The following is a 21,080-nucleotide window of genomic DNA, read 5'->3' as shown; positions in this document are numbered from 1 at the left end:
CCGTGCAAATATACACCTTGACAGTACGAATTACCAGTACTAATTTTAGAATCTTTCTGTCAGTTCAGTGAAACACAGGATCTTTGATCGAAATCAGCTCATATCCTGCCTGGCGCACCGCTTCCTTCAGATCTGCTTCACTTGTTTCCGGAATACACATGATCCAGGCCTGATTTGTATTGAAATCTGCCCCGGCATCTGTGACTCCCGGCACATTGCGCAGGCAGTTGGACACCCGCATCTCACAGCAGGAACACATCATCCCCCGCAATTGCAGGATCTTCTTCATTCGATGCCAGTGACCTGGTAGTCCTGATCTTCGACCGCCTTCTTGAGCACAGCATTATCCACATCCTTGCTCAGCTCGACAACAGCCTTCTTCGCATTGTGATCCGCCGTAGCACTGACAACCCCATCAACACTCTCCAGTGCCTTCTTCACACGAGCCTCGCAATGCTCACACATCATACCATCCACATGCAGTACCTTTTCCATCTTGTTATCCTCCTTATCTGTATCAAGATCTGTATCCTTCTTTTCCTCACGGAAAATCTCATCATCCAGTGTAACTCTGTTCTTCATCGCATGATCACGATCTGTTCTGTGCATATTGAACAGATTCAGACGCAGTGCATTCATGCATACCGTAAAGCTGGACAGCGACATTGCCGCCGCCCCAACCATCGGATTCATCTTCCATGCATACAGGCCGGCAGCCAGCGGAATGCAGATGACATTGTAGAAGAATGCCCAGAACAGATTCTCATGAATATTGCGCAGGGTTGCCCGTGACAGTCTGACCGCCGCTGCCACATCAGACAGCTTACTGTTCATCAGCACAACATCCGCACTGTCAATCGCCACATCCGTACCAGCACCAATGGCAATGCCTGTATCTGCCCTTGTCAGAGCCGGAGCATCATTGATGCCATCACCAACCATGGCAACCTTGCCATACTTCTGCAGACGGCGGATCTCTGCTTCCTTGCCATCCGGCAATACACCCGCAATCACATGATCCACATCGGCCTTGGCCGCAATCGCCTTTGCTGTTCTCTCATTGTCACCGGTAATCATGACAACTTCAATGCCAAGCTTCTTCAGCTCATTGACAGCCTCAGCAGAATCCGGCTTGATCGTATCTGCCACCCCAATCATGCCAAGCAGCTTTCCATCCCGGGCAAAGAACAGCGGTGTCTTGCCCTGATTGGCCAGTTCATCACTTGTCTTCTGCAAAGCAGAAGGAATCTCTGCAACCGTAGAAATATACTTTCTGGAACCACCGGACAGCTTCTTACCATCCAGCACCGCCTGTAAGCCATGGCCGCTGAGTGCTTTGAAGTCACTCACCTCAGCCAGCTTTACATGGTCACTCTCCGCTTTTTCACGGATGGCAACTGCCAGCGGATGCTCCGAATGATTCTCCAGAGCATAGGCAGCCTGCCAGAGATCATCCTCACTGACACCATCTGCAGCCACAACATCTGTCACAGCCGGCTTACCCGTTGTAATCGTACCTGTCTTATCCAATGCAATGATCTGGGTACGGCCGGCATTCTCCAGCGCTTCACTTGTCTTGAACAGAATGCCATTTTTAGCACCCATGCCATTGCCAACCATGATCGCTACCGGTGTTGCAAGGCCTAATGCACAAGGGCAGGAAATCACCAGCACTGAGATTGCTCTTGCCAAAGCAAACGGCAGGGTCTGCCCGGCAAGCAGCCAGCCCACCAGAACAACAGCAGCAATGATGATGACCGCCGGCACAAAGATACCGGATACTTTATCGGCAATACGGGCAATCGGTGCCTTTGTTGCGGCGGCATCAGAGACCATGTGAATGATCTGCGACAACGTTGTATCTTCGCCAACCCGGGTAGCCCGTGCCTTGATAAAACCAGAGGTATTGATCGTCGCTGCACTGACCGTGTCATCCACATGCTTATCTACCGGAATACTTTCACCCGTCAAAGCAGACTCATCCACAGCTGTACTGCCTTCGATGATCACACCATCCACCGGAATACTCTCACCAGGCTTGACCACAAACACATCGCCGGTCTGCACTTCCTCAATGCCAACTTCCACTTCCTGACCATTGCGCATCAGCACAGCCTTTTTCGGAGCCAGTTTCAACAGACTCTTGAGCGCATCGGTCGTACGGCCCTTGCTCATGGCTTCCAGCAGCTTGCCTACCGTGATCAAAGCCGGAATCATAGCTGCACTTTCATAGTACAGCTCATTGTGATACACGCTCATGATGCTGGCAGGATCAGCACCCTGGGCATACATGCCGGCAATCTCATAGGTCACAAACAATGACCATCCAAAGGATACTGAGGAGCCAAGGGCTACCAGTATATCCATGTTCGGGGCACCATGTATCAGTGACTTGAAGCCGGAAGTAAAGAACTTGCGGTTGATATACATCACGATCAGAGCCAGGTACATCTGCGTCATGGCAAGTGCCATGTGATTATGCACAAACCATGCCGGCAGCGGCCAGTTCCACATGTTATGACCCATGGAGATATACATCAGAGCTGCCAGGAAGACAATCGACCAGATCAGACGTTTCTTCAATACCGGTGTTGTTCTGTCCTTCAGGGCATCTTCCTCAGCCGCAATCTCACTCTGTGCAGACTGTGCTGCCGGGGCCCCTTTTCTTCTGGCACCATAGCCGGCATTCTCAACAGCCTTGATGATCGCCGCATCATCTGCTGTGCCTTCAACACCCATGCTGTTAGTCAGCAGAGACACCGAGACATTCTTGACACCCGGCACCTTGGATACCGCCTTCTCTACCCGGTTCTGACATGCCGCACATGACATACCGGTTACGATATATTGTTCCATACACTACCCTCTTTCTATTTCATCAGCTTCTGCAGCAAGGTGACAAGCTCATCCACTGCCTCATCCTTGCCAGCGCGGATATCATCCGCCACACAGCCCTTGATGTGGCATGCCAGCAGCACTTTGTTGAAACTGTTCAAAGCACTCTGCACCGCCGAAACCTGCACCAGAATATCCGGACAGTACATATCATTCTCAACCATCTTCTCAATACCACGGATCTGTCCCTCAGCACGCTTCAGCCGCACAAGCAGATCTTTCTTTTCCGTTTCACTGCGCAATACCTTACGTGTACTGCAGCAGCATTCATTCTCCTTCTCTTTCATATCTCATATACCCCACTGGGGTATCTCCTTTCACGCCCATTGTTATATACCCCCTAAGGGTATCTGTCAACGATCATGCATCAAAAAAACAGAAACCACGCAAAACATGATTTCTGTTCACTCTCACTTCTGATTCAGCTTGTAGATAATGCGCATCCCCTTGAATGCCACATCCGGATCATAGGCATCAATCGCATGTGTATTGGCCGCAATCATCCTGCCAAGACCGCCGGTAGCCACCACCGGACAGTCACAACGCAGGGCATGTTTCATCATCGCAATGACTTTTTCAACCCCGCCAAGATAGCTGTACATCACACCTGCCTGCATGCCAGCCACCGTATTCTTTGCCAGAATGCCCGCAGGCATCTGCAGTGCTATGCCAGGCAGCTTGGCCGTACTGTTCTTCAAAGCCTGGGCACAGATATCCAGGCCCGGGGCAATGATCGTATAGGCAAAGATGCCATCTTTAGACACATAGTCATATGTTACGGCTGTGCCAAAGTCAGCCACAATTACCCCCTGGGAGTACATGGCATGGCCATAAGCCGCATTGACAATCCGGTCTGCGCCAATCTCCCGGGGATTGTCTGTGCGCACGGAAATACCGGTACGGATGCCAGGGCCAACGACCAATGGCTGAAGATGAAAATACTTCTGTACACAGCTGACAAGGGCATGCAAATGATCCGGCACCACACAGGAAATGATGGCACCTGTCACTTCATCCTTTGCAATCTGACTGTCCATCAGAAAGTCACGCACAGCCAGCCAGTACTCATCCGCCGTACGCGGCATTAAAGAACTCAGCCGGATCGAAAAGATGATAGTTTCCTCATCCATCAGGCCAATACGTACATGTGTATTGCCGGCATCAATTGCCAACAGGTATCCTTGCATAGTTTCTCCTTATGCTGTTTTTTCCATCAGTCCCATGCGCACTGCACTGGGGGCCAGAGCCTTCACCAGTACCGGAATCACAGCCCCGGCCAGAATGGCCTCCAGAACCATATTTGTTGAGACAACACCCAGCAGCAGTACCACGAGTCCCTGCATGCCAGTGCCAAGGGCACTGGCATACTGAGGCCCAAAGAAAAGATAAATGCCGCCCAGTACGCCAATGGTATGCAGAACCGTATTAATCACAGCTGTAAATGCCGCTGCCGGTACACTCTTATGCATCAGGCGCAGAAACAGGCGGTAAAAATATCCGGAAAGTACACCAAGCAGAATTCTTGGCACAAAGCAGATCAGCAGGGAAGCAAAGTTGCCTGATACTCCGCCAACGGTAATAAATGGAGAGAATACGAAGGATGTGACGCCTGGCTCCATGGTTGCCCGGATCAAGGATGTTAATCCAAAGACAAAGCCAAGGCCGCCGCCAAAGGCAGGTCCGCCGATGATGCCTGCCAGAATCACCGGCAGATGCATGGTTGTGATGGAAAGACCAGCCATGGGAATGTAGCCGATGGGCGTAAAGGCCATCAATACCTCAATGCCCGCGAAGAAAGCTGCCAGCGTCATCCGCTGAATTCTCTGTTTGTTTTTTGTCATTTCAACCTCCTGCCGCTCCAGATCTGGATGCAGCGAATCAAAACAGAAATGGTCCTGCTGCAAGAGATCAATGTCCTCAAAGGATCATTGTCTCAAAGACCACAGCCATTATAGCCCGAAAAAAAGAAGAACCACATCAGTTCATGTGGTTCTCTGCTGTCTCTTTCATTTTCTTACGGCCTGAATACAGGTAGATCGTCCCAATGACAAGGGAAGCAAGCCCCAGCAGCAATGGCAGCACAGCATCCCGGAAGGCAAGCGAAATCGCCTGTATGAACACAGTCACAAAAAACACCAGTGCCATGATGTAGTGCATCACAGCTGCTCTTTCATATTTTGTCAGTCTTTTCTTCTTCCCAGATGCCTGTTCCATAAAATATTGTTTCTATACCATTTATATAGCCCTGAAGCATACAAAGCGCAACCACAAAAACAGCCGGCAATACAAAACAGCAAGACTGACCACAAAAAAAAGAGAACCCACACAGGATTCTCTCTCTGTCATCAGAATGCGCGGTTATTCTGTTCCGGTGCATTGATATCTACATCAATGTGGCTGGTGCCATCAGCGTGCTCGAAGGCAGCCAGTTCCGGATGTTCACGCTTTTCAGCCGTGTAGTTTTCATAAGCAGGCTTCTTATGCTTCTCTTCAGCCCACTCCTTGTCAGCAACCGGCTTCCAGGCAGCCGCATACGGACGGCACTTGTCGCACAGATGCTCAACACTCTCCGGAGACTCAATGTTGGTCTGGTGGGCATCTGTCTTGTGAACCATCTCAACAAGCAGATCCGGGTTCTCCAGCATCGGGCACGGTCTCAGATGGTTGCGGTTGAACGGCTGGCCTTCATGGTATGCCATGAACAGCGGGCTCTGCAGCATCTCCAGGATCGTATTGTTCTTGATGTTGGTGTTGGAGAAATGGATGAAGACGCACGGCTCCGCATCACCATTGGAGTTGATGTGGAAGTAGTTTCTGCCGCCGGCAATGCATCCACCGACAAACTCACCATCGTTCTGGAAGTCCATCGGGAAGAACTGGATGTTGGATGTCTCGGAACGAACCTCACGGATTCTCTTGATCATGTAGGTTCTCTGCTCCGGTGTCGGCATCAGTTCCGGCACAGCATTGTTGCCAACCGGCATCAGATGGAAATAGAAGCCATAGTGGGCACCCTTGGAAGCCAGCATGTTGAAGAAGTTGTCATTTGTGACAGCATCAATGTTGTCCTTTGTATAGCAGATGGATGTACCAAAGATAATGCCATACTTACGCAGCAGATCCATTGCCTTCATGACAGCATCATAATGGCCGGTGCCGCGGCGCTCATCATTGGTCTCTTCCGTACCTTCAATGGAAAGCATGTAAGAGATATTGCCAAGCTGCTGGACTCTCTTGCAGACATCCTCATTGATCAGTGTGGAGTTGGAATACAGGACGAAGAAGCAGTCATTATGCTTTTCAGCAAGCTTCTCAATATCCTTCCACTTCACCATCGGCTCACCACCGGTCATCATATACAGATGCGGACCAAGCTCCTTGCCTTCGGTAACGATCTTATCCATCTCTTCGAAAGTCAGAGAGCTCTTGTGGCCATAGGTGCCGCTCCAGCAGCCAATGCAGTGCATATTGCAGGCACTGGTCGGATCAAACAGAATGAGCCACGGGATGTTGCAGTTGTACTTCTGGCGGTTCTCACGAATCATCTTCGTGCCGCGGAAGAAAGACTCATATCCCAGATTCAGAAGCATCATCTTTGCATAATGCGGATCCGCATCATCGATCATGCTGTTGATCATCTTCATCCAGCGGTTCTCAGGATTGGAAACATACTTGCGGACTCTCTCAAATGTCTCCGGCTTGGCGTCCTTGTAGAACTTCTGTGCCATGTCGACAATCTTCAGATAAACTTCAGAACGCTCCTGGTAATCACTTGTATTCTTTACCTTCTTTACAAGCTGGTCTGCAACCAGAGACACAGCCTGTCTCTCAGCTGCATGCGAGATATTTTCTTTCATTGATGCCATATCGTTTTCTCCCCTCTATCCATATATGACAGATCATATATACAGGTTATCGCTCATTATTTTGTCACAATGTCCACAAAATGGCATCTACATTTTGCACGACTTGTCAATTCCGCCTCTATCATCACAACTCCTCGGTAAATGTATAGGCTTACAGGACAAATAAAGCGATTCTGCACATATACCAGACTAAACCAATACGCATTCACTTTCCAGCATTTTGCCCATTTCACAAACATTCAAAACATCAGTACAATAGGCAATGACTGCAGGAGGCACCATGAAACAAGTCAGATCCATACTCATCATCATCCTCGGAAACATGCTCTATGCCCTCAGCGTCCAGCTGTTCCTTGTCCACTCCGGACTATTGACCGGCGGCACCACCGGCATCGCCCTGGCCATCCATGCCATCAGCGGCTTCTCCATTTCCCTGTTTGTTCTTATCTTCAATGTCATCATGCTCATCCTGGGATGGCTGATGCTGGGAAAGAAGTTTGCCCTCACAACAATCCTTTCAACCTTCGTCTACCCGATCTCACTGTCCCTGTTTGAAAGTGTATTGAAAAACACAGTTCTGACAAACACACCGATCTTAAACGCCATCTTTGCAGGCCTGGGCATCGGCCTTTCCCTGGGACTGGTCATCCGTGAAGGTGCCTCCACCGGCGGCATGGACATCCCGCCGCTCATTCTCAACAAGCTCTTCAATCTGCCAGTATCCGCTACCATGTATGCATTTGACTTTGCCATACTCATCTTTCAGGCCTTCCTGCATACCCCGGAGGAAGTGCTCTACGGTATCCTGATCGTACTGATCTACACGCTCACTTTGGACAAGCTGTTACTCTCTGGCACTGCCAAGACCGAAGTCAAAGTCATCTCCGAAAAGACAAACGAAATACGAAAAGAAATTCTTCAGGAAATGGACCGCGGTGTCACCATGATCGAGGCAAAGGGCGGCTATGGCCAGGAAAGACAGGAACTGCTGCTGTCCATCATCTCCAACCGTGAACTGCCTGTCATCGAAAAAATCATCCGCCGCATGGACCCTGCTGCCTTTGTCATTGTCTCCCGCGTATCACAGGTAGAAGGCAGAGGCTTCACCATGAAAAAGAAATATCCTAACCATCATTCCATGTGAGAATACAGAAGAGAAAACTGACAATATACAGATGAAAGGCGGATCCGGCCATACAGACACACCGGATGATCCCCGGCTGTCACAATGTGTGCATCCTTTGCCAGCATGCCCTCTTCTTTTTTCATGACCGCATCCATCCGGATGCGCAGATCATCCGCCATGATGCCTGCACACCGGTGTTTCTGTTTCACCACAACAGCCTTATCGGAAAGAATCAAAAAAACATCCCCGCACCTAAGCACCAGACCACCCTTAAACGGAAAAGGAGAATCTGAAACAAGCGAACATGCAAAGCGGCTTTCCCCCTGCATCAGCCAGATCTTCTCACTCGAATGCAAAGCCAGAGAAATACTCTCATCCACCCCGCCCAGATCAAAATGTACTAACAGACGAACCAGCACAAACAGCAGAAAGAAACCACTCGTACAGGCAAGAAACCACACCTGAAACAAAGACAATACAAGAGAAACCAGAATGCCGATTCTGGCAAAAAGGGCCATGGTCAGATACCGGTTGGCAGATAAAAACATGCCGCGGTGATCCAGTCTCTTCCACGGAACACAAAACTCTTTTTGATGATCCAAATCATTTTCCATATCCATAAGTATACTGCGCAGAAAGTAAAACTCTCTGTCAGTTCCCTGCGAAATCCATATGTGCGCAATAATCCGCGCAAAAGCAGCAAAATACACTGATATCGGCACCTGGATCCAATCTATGAGAACAGTAAAAAAGCCCTTAAACAGGGCAGTTTTCGCTTGTGAAGCATTTGCAGAAAATAAAAAAGGCGCCTTAAACAGGGCTCGAACCTGTGACACCCTGGTTAACAGCCAGGTGCTCTGCCGACTGAGCTATTAAGGCGTGCGTTAATAGTATACGGCACCCCAAACATTCTTGCAACAAATATTTTTCATTTCTCGAACCTCGCCGTAACGATCACACGAATATACATCGCAGGAATCCGTATAAAATCGCACTTTTCAGTGCTTCCAGCTTTGCAGGCAGGATCCGAAAAATTTCTTATTTCATTCAGGGAACTTTCCATGTTCATGGCCATACAAGTAATAGCAGGCAGGCAAACTGTCTGCCAAGGATCACCAGTACACCTGGCGGTTGGTTCCCTCCAATGCACACACGAGTAGAGAGGAGTGATGTTCCTTCTATAACGATGCCAGGCATCAGGAGGCAGGCCTATGAGTCCTTATGAGATTGTCATGATTGTCTTGCAGACAGCCATGGTTGTGATAGAAGCTGTATCACTGGGTCGAAATAACGATTCAAAAAAGTAGACCGCCCGATCCCTTAGAAAGATTAGCGATCTACTAATTCAATGGAGGATCACCCGTCATCGGTGGTCCTTTTCCATCAGTATTGTAATGAATCTGCTGGTTCACTGCAAGCCACGCGGCGCTATGATGTGGCGTGGGATTGAATTCAAAGTCAGGCTTTGCTAGTCTAATGGTAAACAAAGTCCAGATATCTGGCGAAGGAGAAGATCATGGGATTTATTCTTGCAGCAGCGATGTCCGCAGGTTCTGTGCTGCGTGACCAGTGGAAGGAATATTTCAGTGTAGATGCACTTGGTGATGATGTGATTGCCGTCAAGTGCACAAAGAAAGGCAGAGCTTTCAACCATGGTAATGACAATGTCATCACCAATGGTTCTACCGTTGCCGTAGCAGACGGCCAGTGCATGATCATTGTCGAACAGGGACAGGTTGTCGATATTGTGGCAGAACCCGGCATCTACACCTATGACAATACCGTGGCACCATCCATTCTGTGCGGTGACCTTGGCGAAGGTATCAAAGCAGCCTTCAATGAATTCGGCAAGCGTTTTTCCTATGGCGGCCAGGCACCTGTTGACCAGCGCATCTATTGCTTCAACACAAAAGAAATGACCGGCCAGAAATTCGGCACGCCGAATCCGGTTCCATTCCGTGTCATTGATGCAAGGGCCGGCATTGATATCGATATCTCTGTGCGCTGCTTCGGCACCTACTCCATACGGATTGTGGATCCGATCCGCTTCTATACCAACAACGCCGGCAACTTCAAGGATGAATACAGAGTAGATGAAATCTCCGGTCAGCTGAAATCCGAGCTGCTCAACGTCCTGCAGCCTGCCTTTGCAAAGATCTCCGAAACCGGCATCCGTTATTCCCAGCTGCCTGGCAAGACCGTTGAGCTGACCAATGCTGTCAAGGAACAATTGAAGGATTCCTGGAGTGCAAAGCGCGGCATCTCGATTGATTCAGTTGCCATTGCCAGCATCTCCGCAGATCCGGAAGATGAAAAGATGCTCAAACAGATGCAGCGCAATGCCGCCTACACCAACCAGAACCTGGCAGCTGCCACTCTGGTAGGCGCCCAGGCACAGGCAATGCAGGATGCTGCCAACAACAGCAATGGTGCTGCCATGGGCTTCATGGGCATGAACATGGCTTCAGCCGGCACCAGTGCCAGCCAGCTGTACCAGCAGGCTGCCGCAAATAACAATGCAAATACAGCAGGCAATACATGGACATGTCCAAACTGCGGCACCACAAACACCGGCAACTTCTGTTCCAACTGCGGCACAAAACGGCCATCCGGAAAGTGGATCTGCCCGAACTGCCACCAGGAGAACACCGGCAGCTTCTGCTCCAACTGCGGTACAAAGAAACCTGCGTGAGTCAGACAATGAGTGAAACTGTTGCCAATTACAAGTGTCCCAACTGCGGCGGTCCGCTCCACTTTGACAGCAAATCACAGAAACTTGTCTGTGACCACTGCGGCTCCTTCTTTTCACCTGATACCTTCAAGGAAAAAGAGACGCCCACGCAGGAAGACACAGAAATTCATACCACTGCTCCTGACACCTTCAGTCAGGACGAAATACAGCATTTAAAAGCCTATACCTGTCCTTCCTGCGGGGCGCAGATCATGTGTGATGAAAACACAGTTGCCACCAGCTGCCCGTACTGCGACAATCCAACCCTGATTCCCTCCCAGTTTGCCGGCAGCCTGCGGCCATCCTCTGTCCTGCCTTTTCAGTTGAACAAGAAAGATGCCGAAGACAAGCTTGTTTCCTTCTACAAAGGCAAGCCCTTTCTGCCCAAGGCATTCCGTAATGACAACCACGTCGAAGATATTAAAGGCGTCTACGTGCCCTTCTGGCTGTATGATGGCAGCGTGGATATCCAGGCTGCCTATGAAGCCACCCGGACAAGAGTCTTCATGCAAGGCGATGACCAGATCACTGAGACAAGCCATTTCCATCTGTACCGCGAAGGAACCATGAAATTTGCCAGTGTACCGGCAGATGCCTCCAGCAAAATGCCGGATGACTTTATGGATGCCCTGGAACCATTCGACTCCAAACTGCTCAAACCATTCGAAATGTCCTACATGGCCGGCTACTATGCCGACCGCTATGATGTCGATGACACCAAGGACTTTCCCCGGGCAAAGCAGCGCATGGAACATTCCACCTGCAAGGCCTCTCAGGAAAGCTGCATCGGCTATGAAACATGCATTCCCATCCATGAAAACACCCAGGCAGTCAGAACCGGCACAGACTATGTCTTTCTGCCAGTGTGGCTGCTGGCCACAAGATACCATGGCAAGCCTTATCTGTTTGCCATGAACGGCCAGAATGGCAGAATGGTCTCTGATGATCTGCCTCTGGACTGGACAAAAGTCATTGTTACCTTCCTGATTATTACTGCTGCCCTGATGGTGGTCATGTTCCTGTTTGTCAACGCTTCAGGAGGTGCCGCATGAAGAAACTGCAGAAAATCCTGATATCTGTTCTGCTGTGCCTGCTGGCTGTCATGCCGGTACACGCCGAAGGACAGACATGGATTCTCGACCATGCCGGTGTCATGAGCGATCAGACCATTGCATCCCTGGCCAGCCGCATTGACAGCATCGTCAGTAACAACTATGTCGGTATCTATGTCCGTCTGGAAAAGGATATGGGTGATGAAACAGACATTGAGCAGTATGCCGAAGATCTCTATCAACAGGAAGACCTCGGTGTTGGCAAAGCCAGGGACGGCATCCTGCTGGTCATGTCATTTGATCAGCGTGATTATGATCTTGCGGCATATGGCCCCCGTGCCAATGCGATCTTTACCGATGCTGCAAAAAAGCAGATTGAAGATGCCATGCTGGCATATTTCAAGGAAGACCAATGGGATGACGGCATCACTGCCATGGTGGATCAAACCGAAACCATCCTGAATGAATATACCGCTTCCGGCGGCAAGCAATATCATGATTACTATGCTTCCCATACCAGCAGCGGCTATTCCGGCTTTGAGCTGTTTCTGCTGTTTGGTGTACCGCCGCTATTGGCATTATTGATCGTCTGGGCCATTGCCTCCCGCAACAAAACAAAAGGCATCGCCGTTTCCGCCGATACCTATGCCACTGGCCATCTGAACCTGAGAAGAAGAGAAGACATCTTCACCCATGTCACCCGCACTGTCACCCATATTTCTCATGATAATGACAGCCATGGCGGCACCAGTGTCGACAGCTCCGGCTTCTCCCATTCCTCCGGTAAGTTCTAAGTCATGCAGAAATGCATGGCTTTTTCATTTTGTACGGCGAAAGATGGATACCATCTGCTTTGCCACAGCTCCCATCAGCACAGTAGGAAGATCATCCGCCTTTGTGCCAAGGAAAGTACCATGATCACCAAAGATAAAGTCAAAGATTCTGCGTGCCTCCGGATCATCCGGACCAATCTCAATAGCCTGAATCTCCACGCCCTTTTTCTTTAACTTCTCCACTGTCTTTTTCGCAGAACCAGGAAACGAAGAAGCACCATCCGTCACTTCAAACAGCAGCCGGATCCGATTTCCACCAGCAATCTCCCGTTCCTGTATCGGTGTGATCTGCTTCAATACTTCCTGCAGGCAGGCACCATCATCCGTAGAGCCCCCATCCCCGCGCAGACGGGTAACAGACAGCATCGTATCTGCTTTCTTCTTGAAGCCGGCATCATCAAAAGACATCACCCGATGGCTCCCTGAACCAAACAGCCACGTTTCAATCTGCACCTTCGTCTGCTGATGGGTTTTCGCCGCATTGGCATCCAGAAACTGCTGAAAATCCTGCAGTGACAGCAATACAATCGCCAGTGCCTCCCGGGCACTTTCCAGCTTACCGGAACGCATCGATCCCGAATTGTCAATCACAAAAGAAATATCCAGATACTGCGGCAGAACCTTAGGCACAGACACCAGCAGATCATTGGCAAAAATACGCAGATCCTTATAATTCTGTTTCTGCTGAGCCTCCACAAAATCACACCATGACACAATCAGCTCATCCACATCCAGATAGCCTTTGCTCTGTCCGGTCTGCCTCACACTGATCTGTCTGCCAGCCTCACCAAACAGCTTCTGCCAGAACTGCTTCATCTTTGCCCGCGCCGGCTGCACTTTACGCTCATAATGCGTAAACAAGGAAATATCATCTGACTGTACGCCAAACGCTTCCAGCTCTCTCTGCCCATGTGTCTTTGCGGCCGCCGACTTCTTCATCTGATGGGATTCCAGCTGCTTTAACATGGCCTTTTTATCCTCTGCCTGCATGGCAGGACCATGCACTTTCTTAGCAGATTTCTGCGGCGTACTTTGTTCACTGTGTGAAGCCGTCTTCGCCAGTTTCATCCGGCTGATATCACCCTTGAAAAGCATGACCCACCCCGGTAAAAGAAACGTCTGAAAAAGATCATCCCGTGCCTGAATGCCCTGCTGATCCAGCTGAATCTGTAAAACGGAATGGCGCAGAAACGCATAGCGCTCCATGCCAAGCACAGTATCCTGCAGATAACCTTTTAATTGCGGATTCTGGATACTGTCAGTCCCATAATATTCCACCTGTAACAAAGCCCCGCCAAGATCCTCATGGGTGCGCACATCACTGTTTTCCTCAGGAAAACTGCCTTCCAACAGCAGCATCTTCCCGATCTTTTTCTTCATGGCAGCCTCACGGTACACCGGCGCCTTCATCTGCACAAGAAGATCAGATGTCCACACATCCACCACATCCAGAAAAGCAGAAAGGGCATTCTGCACACTGGCATACACAATTGATGGCGCATACCCGGGATCATCCTGCAGGCCAAACGAAGATACTTTCTGCAGATAGCATGAAGTAATCTCTTCACATTCCTTTTCAAAGCGCTCTGTCCGCTTCAGATACAAGGAAGGATATTTCTGTTCATCCGGATACAGAGCCAGCGTACTATACAGATGATACAAAAGCGCACTTTCATCCAGGCCGTTTTCCTGAAAGAAAGCCAGAGGCACAATCACCTTCTGCTGCTCAGGAAGAAGCACAAACGTTTCCTGCGTTTCAGACACTTCATACATCAGTCTCTGATCACCAGAAAACGCCGTTAACATCCGCTCTTCTTCTGCTAACAGTGCCTCACATTTTTCCTTTGGCATCTCACTCATACAGATTCACACTCATCAGCTGCTCCACCGTATCCACTCTTGCATAGCAAAGCCTGTCCACCCCGCCATCCAGATTCCGTACCAGACAGGAAGAATCACTCTCTAATACACCATTGTCACACAGCACATCACAAAACAGCGGTGCAGGACGGCACTGCCATGTGCCAAGATTCTTCTCCTGCAGATATACACTGCCCTCATCCGTAAACACAAAGCACACCTGATCATTCTGCAGAGTCATGATCACATTCCCATGGCACTCAGGCACCGCAGCCGGCGGATCCTTGATCTCCTCCAGTTCACTGTCACGCAGCTTCTTACACAAAGCATACACAGATGGATCCAGATCACACTCCTTCAGATGAGAAAGATCCTTCACGACCACTTCTTTTTCTGGTTTCAGATCCCGCGTCATCAATGCTTTGCGCCGATAGTAAGGCAGTGCCTGTTCCAGCAGCTGGTTTTCCTGCTCACACAACAGATCCAGCTGCTTTTTCAAAGAAGGATCCTGAATGCCGGTTCTCATCTCTGCATTCAGCTTCTTTCGCACAGAAACAATCTGCTGTTTCAGCTCTGCAGGTGTCATTTTCCCTGATCCAGACTGTCCAGAACGGCAGCCCCATGTTCCAGATCGCGGATCCTGGAATCCTGTGCCATCAGATCCTTTGCCTGCATGTCCACATCTTTGTCAATCTCAATCTGACTGGAAAGAGAATCCGGCAGAGATTTCCGCTCTGGTCCTTTGCCAAACAGCAGGGTAACAACATCCTGACGGGACAGATGTTCCAGACTGAGGATCTCATGGCTGTAAGGCAGTACCCGAATCTCTTCCAGGGTAAGGCCAGCCTCACCCTTTGCCCTTGCCGGTACTTTCCAGCCCTCATTTTCCGAAAAGAAGCCATAGCGCACTGCCAGTGACAGCAGCAGATTGCGGTCATCGTTGTTTGTCACAGAAGAAAGGAAGCCATACCACAGTGCCATAGACAGATCCATCTCTTCCCCGAAGTTCCATGTATCCAGTACATGGATGATACTGCGGATGGACAGAACAGCCTCATTGAGCACCGGTACATCACCATTCTCACTGGCAGAACTTCTGCCTTCAAAGATCAGCTGGGATGTACGGGCAAGCTGGGCAAACCGCCACAGTGCGTCCACACTGATGGAAGGATCCGGCAGATCCAGGCTGCCATCATCATTGCAAAGATGCTCAATGATCAGCCGGAAAAGCTCATTCTCACCAGGATTCTTCTGCTGGGCCAGGGTGCCTTCTGTACTCTGAGGCACATAGTTATAGGCAATGGTTGTAAACCGCGACTGAAAGGCCGGATTGAGCACATTGGTACCCTCATAGGACACGGTACCTGTGGACAGATTGCCAGTGCCGATCAGACAGAATCCATCCGCAATCTTCACTGTGCCAATGCCGGTAATGTAGGCAGACTGACCGGCATGATGCTGCAGAATATCATTCAAAGCAATCAGGTTGGGCATCGCAATCGTATTGATCTCATCAATAATGATCGGCTTTCCTTCCTTCAATGCCTTCAGCACCTCTTTTTCCACCTTTTCCACAACCGTGCCAAACCCGCTGTTTTCATTGATATACATGCTGGAATACGTCTTCCATCCCGCTAACATCAGCTCCATCTGCTGCTGCGGATTCATCACATCAAGCCGTTCCTTGTTTGCCTCCAGAAACTGCTCAAAGTCCTGCAGAAGACTGTTCAGCTGATCACCATACGATTCCTTTGAACCGGCATGGGCCAGCTTCAGTGTCTTCTCTGCAAACATATCCTGTGCCGTCAGATTGTGTGAGCCGGAAATAAAGTACGGATGGCATGGTGTTTCCATCACCTGTTTCAAAAGATCCGGATACACCGACCCAAACCAGCTCAGTTCTTCATTCCGGGAAGCACCAGGATGTTCTCTGCGCCATGCGGACAATGCTTTTGACAGCTCTGCATACAGCGTGCGGCGGTGCATGGCATCCTGACTGGCTTCCAGGGCAAGCTGGGTCTTGCCGCTGCCAAGATGGCCGACAAGATACACCGGAATGCCTGCTGACAAAGAATCAGAGATCTGCTTCATGGCCCGCTGCAGATATGGCACCTTGACCAGCCGCCCATCTCTTTCATCCGCAATGTCCTGCAGAACCTGACGGGAATACATGACATAGAACGCATCCGGATCAATAGCAGCCATAGCTTCCTTCTGCTTCTTCAAGCCAAGCAGACGGCTGGCATGCCGGCGGCTGTCAGAGGTAGAGCGGCGGATCCCATTGACACTGGATGTACGGGAGTTCTCCTGTTCCATCAACAGCAGCAGCTGCTCATATGCCTGCTCCATAGCAATCTCATCCAGCCGGTTGGCAGCGTCCTTCTGCTGCTGGCGGACATAGTCTGCATATTCCTTTCCAAGTGCTGTCTCATCCTTTTCACCCGTCCGCAGACATGCTCTTCTTCTTTCTTCCAGCACTGACAGTTTTTCCATGATCATTCTCCTTCATAAAAACAAGAAAGCACCGGCTGCGAAAGACAAGTGCGATCCTACAGCAGCCGGCGCAATCAAACTCAGATAATGTGATATTCCTTGAGCATCAGCTCAATATCCGTTCCCTTGATCTTCTTCTCAATCTGCTTTCTCACCAGCAGCGGCATCTTGATCTCAGGCTTCTCACCATCCAGCATCTCGCTGGCCGCATTCAGCAGATAGCGGATATCATAGCGGCTGGCAAATACTTCCGGCACCGCTCTTTCCACACCTGCCAGAATGTAGACAGCTTCCATCGCGGTACGTCCAGAATATTCAATCGTAAATACGGTATCACGGCCCGGCTCATCCAGTGTCTCGGCAAACTGGCCAAGGAAGGCAAAGTTCACAGCATTCTTCGGTACAACATACGGACGGTCACCGAAGGCACGCGGCATGAACATACTTGTGATAAACGGCATCATGACCGGAATGGCATGGCAGGTATCCGCCAGCTCCGGAATCTGATCCACCGGTGCACCGATGTGGTACAGCCACTCTTCGGTAATCTCACGGCCGGTGCTCTCCTGCATGGACTTCTTGATGTAGTTGCCTGGTGTATCAACGAACAATCCATAAACCCAGACCTCAAAGTCCTTCTCAGGCTGGCCATAGTACTGTTCCTGACGGTTGATCGTCCAGCTCATCAGCCAGCCGGAATCCTTGGCCGTCACAATACCGCCGGTGCAGATATGTCCGCCATATGGAGAACGCTTGGTAATATTCTCAACCAGCTTGACAATGCGCGGATCAGAAACCGTGATCGTGCAGCTCTCCCACTTGGACTTCTGGGGATTGCCGCAGAACTTGTCCGGATGACCGAACTCATCAGACTGTTTGGCAATGTTCTTCCACATCTCCCAGCAGCCTCCCAGCTTCGGATCCCACGGTGCCGGCTTATCGGTAGAGCCATAGGAAGAAGACTCAGTCATGGAACCATTGGTAATGAAGCACAGATCATTGTCAGTCAGATCAATGCTGCAGTCATTGCCATCCTTGTCATGGGCAACAATCTTTCTGGCTGCCTTCTTTGTATCGGTAATCTCAAACTCCACATTGGTTACCGTCACGCCATAGCGGAAGTTGCAGCCGGCAGCCTTGAGGTAGTTGATCATCGGTGTGACAAAGTCTGTGAACTGGTCACGGCGGCAGAACTGCAGGGCAGAAAGGTCTGCCAGGCCGCCGACATGGTGGATAAAGCGGTTCATATACAGCTTCATCTCAAGGGCACTGTGCCAGTTCTCAAAGGCAAACATTGTCCGCCAGTAGCACCAGAAATCAGAATGCAGCAGGTCATCAGAGAAGATTTCCTCAATGGACTTATCCTGCAGGGATTCATCACTCATCATCAGGAAGTTTGCCAGCTCCATGGCATTCTTCTGACCGAGGTTGAACTTGCCATTGTCATAACGCTTGCCGCAGTCGGTAGTAATACGGCAGTTGGAGAAGTTAGGATCATCCTTGTTGATGTAATACAGATGATCCAGCACAGACACATTCGGATCTTCAACAGACGGCAGAGAGTGGAACAGATCCCACAGAACTTCGAAGTGGTGGCCCATTTCACGGCCGCCTCTTGCAACATAGCCGATGTTGGAGATGACTTTGCCATCCAGACAGCCGCCCGGAATGTCCAACTGTTCCAGGAATGTGATCTTGGAGCCATCCATGTGGGCATCACGGACCAGGAAGCAGCCCGAAGCCAGAGCACCGATACCGGTACCGATCAGATATGCCCGCTTGTCATCAATTCCCTTCGGCTTGCGGGTGTGAATCAATGCATCATAGTCACCAGAGAAGAAATGCAGTCTTGGATCTTTTGATTTGATATGATAGTCCATCTTGACCTCCTTGTTTGCATATCGTTTGTACCTGTATGATATCGGTTTCAAAACCGGATGCCTTCAGACACAAAAAACAAAGTCTCTGAAAATCAGAGACTTCTCATCATTTGTCTGAATTCTTCAATTTTTTCTCATTGGCAGAACGCCGCAGTGCCTCCTCAATCGAACCATCCATCAGAAAACCGATCCGATTGATGATATATTCCGGCTTTTCCTTCATGCCGCCGTCAATCCAGTGCAGCACAATCGAAGTCAATGCACACCGGAAGAAATGCGCAATGAGCAGACGGTCTTCCTTCCTTGCATCAAGGGAAGGATTGATACTGTTGACAAAGCGGATCATGATATCACCGCTGACATTGTAAATATAGTTCTCCAGATCCTCCTTGCGGATGGAATGGTAAATATGATCCAATGCGACCTGATTATCCAATGCCGGCTGGGCTGCCACCAGGAATGACTTTTCCCAGGAAGCGGTCTCATCATAGGCTGCTTTGACCTGCTCCATATTCTCCTGGAAATATTCCTGGATAATGGCATAGATATCGGCATAGTAGTAATAGAACGTATTGTGATTGATGCCGCAGTCTTCACACAGAGCACGCACTGTGATCCTGTTCAGCGGTTCTTTGTTCAGCCGGTCAAGCAGCGCCTTCCGGATCATCATCTTTGTCTGATTGCGCATTGCATCATCTCCTTTCCTGCATCATTCCGGCATCAGCATACAGCCATCCTTCATGACCATGCGGTCATCAAAGGAAATTGTCGGATGCCATGTCACAAGGTCAAAATGCCCGCTGGCATTCTGCTTTCCGCCAAGGCCGATATTCCTGCCCAGGCCGATATGGAAGGTGCCATAGGTGCTTTCATCCTCGATATAGCATTCACCTGCACAGCGGCTCTTGTCATTGAGGCCAATACCAAGCTCACCGCCCACGAGCATGCGTTCATCATGATAGGAAGCGATATAATCCGCAAGCCTTCTGCCCTCAGGACTATCATCAATCCGATCAATGCGGCCATGTGAGAAATGAATGCGCACAGGTGATTTTACTTTGCCAATATAACCAAAACTGCCATCACACACAAGTGTTCCTTCCGTTGCCGTTTCCACAATTGGAATACAGATTTCAAAAGATGCCGAAGAAAAGTTATGATGCGGCCAGAATGTGCCATTGAAAAACGTAAAATCCCGGCCTGCCATGGAAAAGGTCAGATCCGTACCAAGGGCAGTTGTAATATGCACCGAAGAAGGATGGCCGATCATGCCCATGGCCGTTTCAGCCAGAATCCGCGTTTCATCCACATCCATGGTAATGAAATCAAAGCCAAGCATGGATTCCCCGTTATTTACTGACAATGGCAGTGACAGCATTTTCTTGCCGGATGATACGGCAATCTCCGCTGCCTTTGTGGTAATGATTGAATAGTCGCTGGCACCGATAATGACATCATAAGGACGGAAGATCTGCGGATTCAGATCAAAGTAATCCCCGACATGGATGCCTTCCTGCTCGACAAACAGGATACTGACAACCCCGCCAAGATCCTCAGCCGCATTCTGCAGCAGCCGCACCTCACCATAATGCTTCACTGATGTGACAAGACAGATCCTGTCACCAGGGTGCACTTTCACCCAGTCACGCATGATAATGCGTGCCCCGCGCACCATTTTGAAATGTTCCATTTACTGCCTCCGCATCGCAATGGCAATACCATCGCCAACATCCTGATAAAACGTGGTATCAAAGCGCTCATCCGCCAGAAGATGGGCACGGAAAGCACCGATCTTATGCACCATCTGCACCGTAGAACGGTTATGGGTCAGACTCTCATCATCCACCATGCCATGAAAGTTCAGATTATCAAACACAAAGAAAGATCCAGGCCGTGTATTCACCCAGAAATGTTCCAGATAGCGCCGGTATTGCGACTTGGCCGCATCCACAAACACAAGATCATAGACTTTCTCTGTGGAGAATTCTGCCCCGTCACACAGATAACAATGCACCCTCTCACTCAGGCCAGCAGCCTTCACATTCCTGACAGCCTGCGCATACATCAAAGGATTAACCTCCAGTGTATCCACCGTCATATCCCACCGCACATTGGCCATCTCCATCGCAGATAAACCAACGGCTGTGCCAATTTCCAGAATATCCCGCACCTGTGAATGATCCCGCAGCCATGCTAAAAGAAAGACCATGCCGTCATCCTTCATCACCGGCACATGTTCTTTCCTTGCCTGATCATGTATTTCCTTGAATCTCTGCACCATGCACACAAGATTATACCAAACTAACAGAAAAAGGCCTGACCAACGTCAGACCATCAAATACAT

Annotated in this window: 19 protein-coding genes and 1 tRNA gene; 4 read left to right on the top strand and 16 right to left on the bottom strand. The window is 49.9% G+C overall.

The annotated features are described in order from the left end of the window. Nucleotides 1-64: 64 nt before the first annotated feature. From SOI44_RS02540 to SOI44_RS02510, 7 genes are all read right to left on the bottom strand, one after another. Nucleotides 65-289 (bottom strand): heavy-metal-associated domain-containing protein, encoded by a 225-nt coding sequence (locus SOI44_RS02540; protein ID WP_331347670.1) that lies wholly within the window; start codon nucleotides 287-289, stop codon nucleotides 65-67. After that, the gene (locus SOI44_RS02535; protein ID WP_331347669.1) at nucleotides 286-2,856 is read right to left on the bottom strand and encodes a heavy metal translocating P-type ATPase; all 2,571 of its coding nucleotides are present in this window, start codon (nucleotides 2,854-2,856) and stop codon (nucleotides 286-288) included. The genes SOI44_RS02540 and SOI44_RS02535 overlap by 4 nt, the downstream gene beginning before the upstream one ends. A 14-nt stretch (nucleotides 2,857-2,870) precedes the next feature. Then, entirely contained in the window at nucleotides 2,871-3,182 is a 312-nt protein-coding gene (locus tag SOI44_RS02530; RefSeq protein WP_331347668.1) for a metal-sensing transcriptional repressor, read from the bottom strand. A gap of 123 nt (nucleotides 3,183-3,305) precedes the next feature. Continuing rightward, nucleotides 3,306-4,082: a type III pantothenate kinase gene (locus tag SOI44_RS02525; protein ID WP_331347667.1), complete on the bottom strand. Its 777-nt coding sequence runs from the start codon at nucleotides 4,080-4,082 to the stop codon at nucleotides 3,306-3,308. 9 nt (nucleotides 4,083-4,091) lie between these two features. Continuing rightward, nucleotides 4,092-4,736 (bottom strand): ECF transporter S component, encoded by a 645-nt coding sequence (locus tag SOI44_RS02520; protein WP_331347666.1) that lies wholly within the window; start codon nucleotides 4,734-4,736, stop codon nucleotides 4,092-4,094. A gap of 136 nt (nucleotides 4,737-4,872) precedes the next feature. Further along, entirely contained in the window at nucleotides 4,873-5,109 is a 237-nt protein-coding gene (locus SOI44_RS02515) for a hypothetical protein (RefSeq protein WP_331347665.1), read from the bottom strand. A gap of 131 nt (nucleotides 5,110-5,240) precedes the next feature. Beyond that, nucleotides 5,241-6,761, bottom strand: coding sequence for a radical SAM protein (locus SOI44_RS02510; protein ID WP_331347664.1), 1,521 nt, complete (start codon nucleotides 6,759-6,761; stop codon nucleotides 5,241-5,243). 280 nt (nucleotides 6,762-7,041) lie between these two features. Here SOI44_RS02510 and SOI44_RS02505 point away from each other — a divergent pair, with 280 nt between their 5' ends. Beyond that, on the top strand, nucleotides 7,042-7,905 hold the full coding sequence (locus SOI44_RS02505) for a YitT family protein (RefSeq protein ID WP_331347663.1): 864 nt from the start codon (nucleotides 7,042-7,044) through the stop codon (nucleotides 7,903-7,905). Here the strand turns inward: SOI44_RS02505 and SOI44_RS02500 are convergent. Together SOI44_RS02500 and SOI44_RS02495 are read right to left on the bottom strand one after the other, a co-directional pair. Then, a complete protein-coding gene (locus SOI44_RS02500; protein ID WP_331347662.1) occupies nucleotides 7,893-8,501 on the bottom strand; it encodes a hypothetical protein in 609 nt (202 codons plus the stop codon). The genes SOI44_RS02505 and SOI44_RS02500 overlap by 13 nt on opposite strands. Before the next feature lie 192 nt (nucleotides 8,502-8,693). Then, a tRNA-Asn gene (locus SOI44_RS02495) sits at nucleotides 8,694-8,766 on the bottom strand. Nucleotides 8,767-9,403: 637 nt separating this feature from the next. On the opposite strand from SOI44_RS02495, the gene SOI44_RS02490 reads away from it, so the two are divergent. From SOI44_RS02490 to SOI44_RS02480, 3 genes are read left to right on the top strand one after another with little or no spacing between them, the layout of a single operon-like run. Next, nucleotides 9,404-10,579 (top strand): SPFH domain-containing protein, encoded by a 1,176-nt coding sequence (locus SOI44_RS02490; RefSeq protein WP_331347661.1) that lies wholly within the window; start codon nucleotides 9,404-9,406, stop codon nucleotides 10,577-10,579. An 8-nt stretch (nucleotides 10,580-10,587) separates the two neighbouring features. Further along, nucleotides 10,588-11,670 (top strand): Trm112 family protein, encoded by a 1,083-nt coding sequence (locus SOI44_RS02485; RefSeq protein WP_331347660.1) that lies wholly within the window; start codon nucleotides 10,588-10,590, stop codon nucleotides 11,668-11,670. Continuing rightward, nucleotides 11,667-12,464: a TPM domain-containing protein gene (locus SOI44_RS02480; protein WP_331347659.1), complete on the top strand. Its 798-nt coding sequence runs from the start codon at nucleotides 11,667-11,669 to the stop codon at nucleotides 12,462-12,464. The genes SOI44_RS02485 and SOI44_RS02480 overlap by 4 nt, the downstream gene beginning before the upstream one ends. Before the next feature lie 24 nt (nucleotides 12,465-12,488). Here SOI44_RS02480 and SOI44_RS02475 read toward each other — a convergent pair whose 3' ends face one another. From SOI44_RS02475 to SOI44_RS02445, 7 genes are all read right to left on the bottom strand, one after another. Further along, on the bottom strand, nucleotides 12,489-14,363 hold the full coding sequence (locus tag SOI44_RS02475) for a vWA domain-containing protein (RefSeq protein WP_331347658.1): 1,875 nt from the start codon (nucleotides 14,361-14,363) through the stop codon (nucleotides 12,489-12,491). Next, complete coding sequence (locus SOI44_RS02470; RefSeq protein WP_331347657.1) at nucleotides 14,356-14,949, bottom strand: hypothetical protein; 594 nt, start codon at nucleotides 14,947-14,949, stop codon at nucleotides 14,356-14,358. Before SOI44_RS02470 ends, SOI44_RS02475 begins: the two co-directional genes overlap by 8 nt. Then, nucleotides 14,946-16,856 (bottom strand): hypothetical protein, encoded by a 1,911-nt coding sequence (locus SOI44_RS02465; protein WP_331347656.1) that lies wholly within the window; start codon nucleotides 16,854-16,856, stop codon nucleotides 14,946-14,948. The genes SOI44_RS02470 and SOI44_RS02465 overlap by 4 nt, the downstream gene beginning before the upstream one ends. An 80-nt stretch (nucleotides 16,857-16,936) precedes the next feature. Further along, on the bottom strand, nucleotides 16,937-18,736 hold the full coding sequence (locus tag SOI44_RS02460) for an oleate hydratase (protein ID WP_331347655.1): 1,800 nt from the start codon (nucleotides 18,734-18,736) through the stop codon (nucleotides 16,937-16,939). Nucleotides 18,737-18,842: 106 nt separating this feature from the next. After that, nucleotides 18,843-19,424 carry a TetR-like C-terminal domain-containing protein gene (locus SOI44_RS02455; protein WP_331347654.1) on the bottom strand — a complete coding sequence of 194 codons (582 nt, stop codon included), beginning with the start codon at nucleotides 19,422-19,424 and terminating at the stop codon, nucleotides 18,843-18,845. Nucleotides 19,425-19,445: 21 nt separating this feature from the next. After that, nucleotides 19,446-20,426, bottom strand: coding sequence for a peptidase (locus SOI44_RS02450; RefSeq protein WP_331347653.1), 981 nt, complete (start codon nucleotides 20,424-20,426; stop codon nucleotides 19,446-19,448). Beyond that, on the bottom strand, nucleotides 20,427-21,017 hold the full coding sequence (locus SOI44_RS02445) for an O-methyltransferase (protein WP_331347652.1): 591 nt from the start codon (nucleotides 21,015-21,017) through the stop codon (nucleotides 20,427-20,429). Nucleotides 21,018-21,080: the final 63 nt, after the last annotated feature.

Origin of the sequence: Lactimicrobium sp., from assembly GCF_036453465.1 — a bacterium.
GTDB lineage: Bacteria > Bacillota_I > Bacilli_A > Erysipelotrichales > Erysipelotrichaceae > Bulleidia.
The sequence above is the reverse complement of the archived record's forward strand: the minus strand, read 5'-3'. Positions and strand labels throughout refer to the sequence as shown.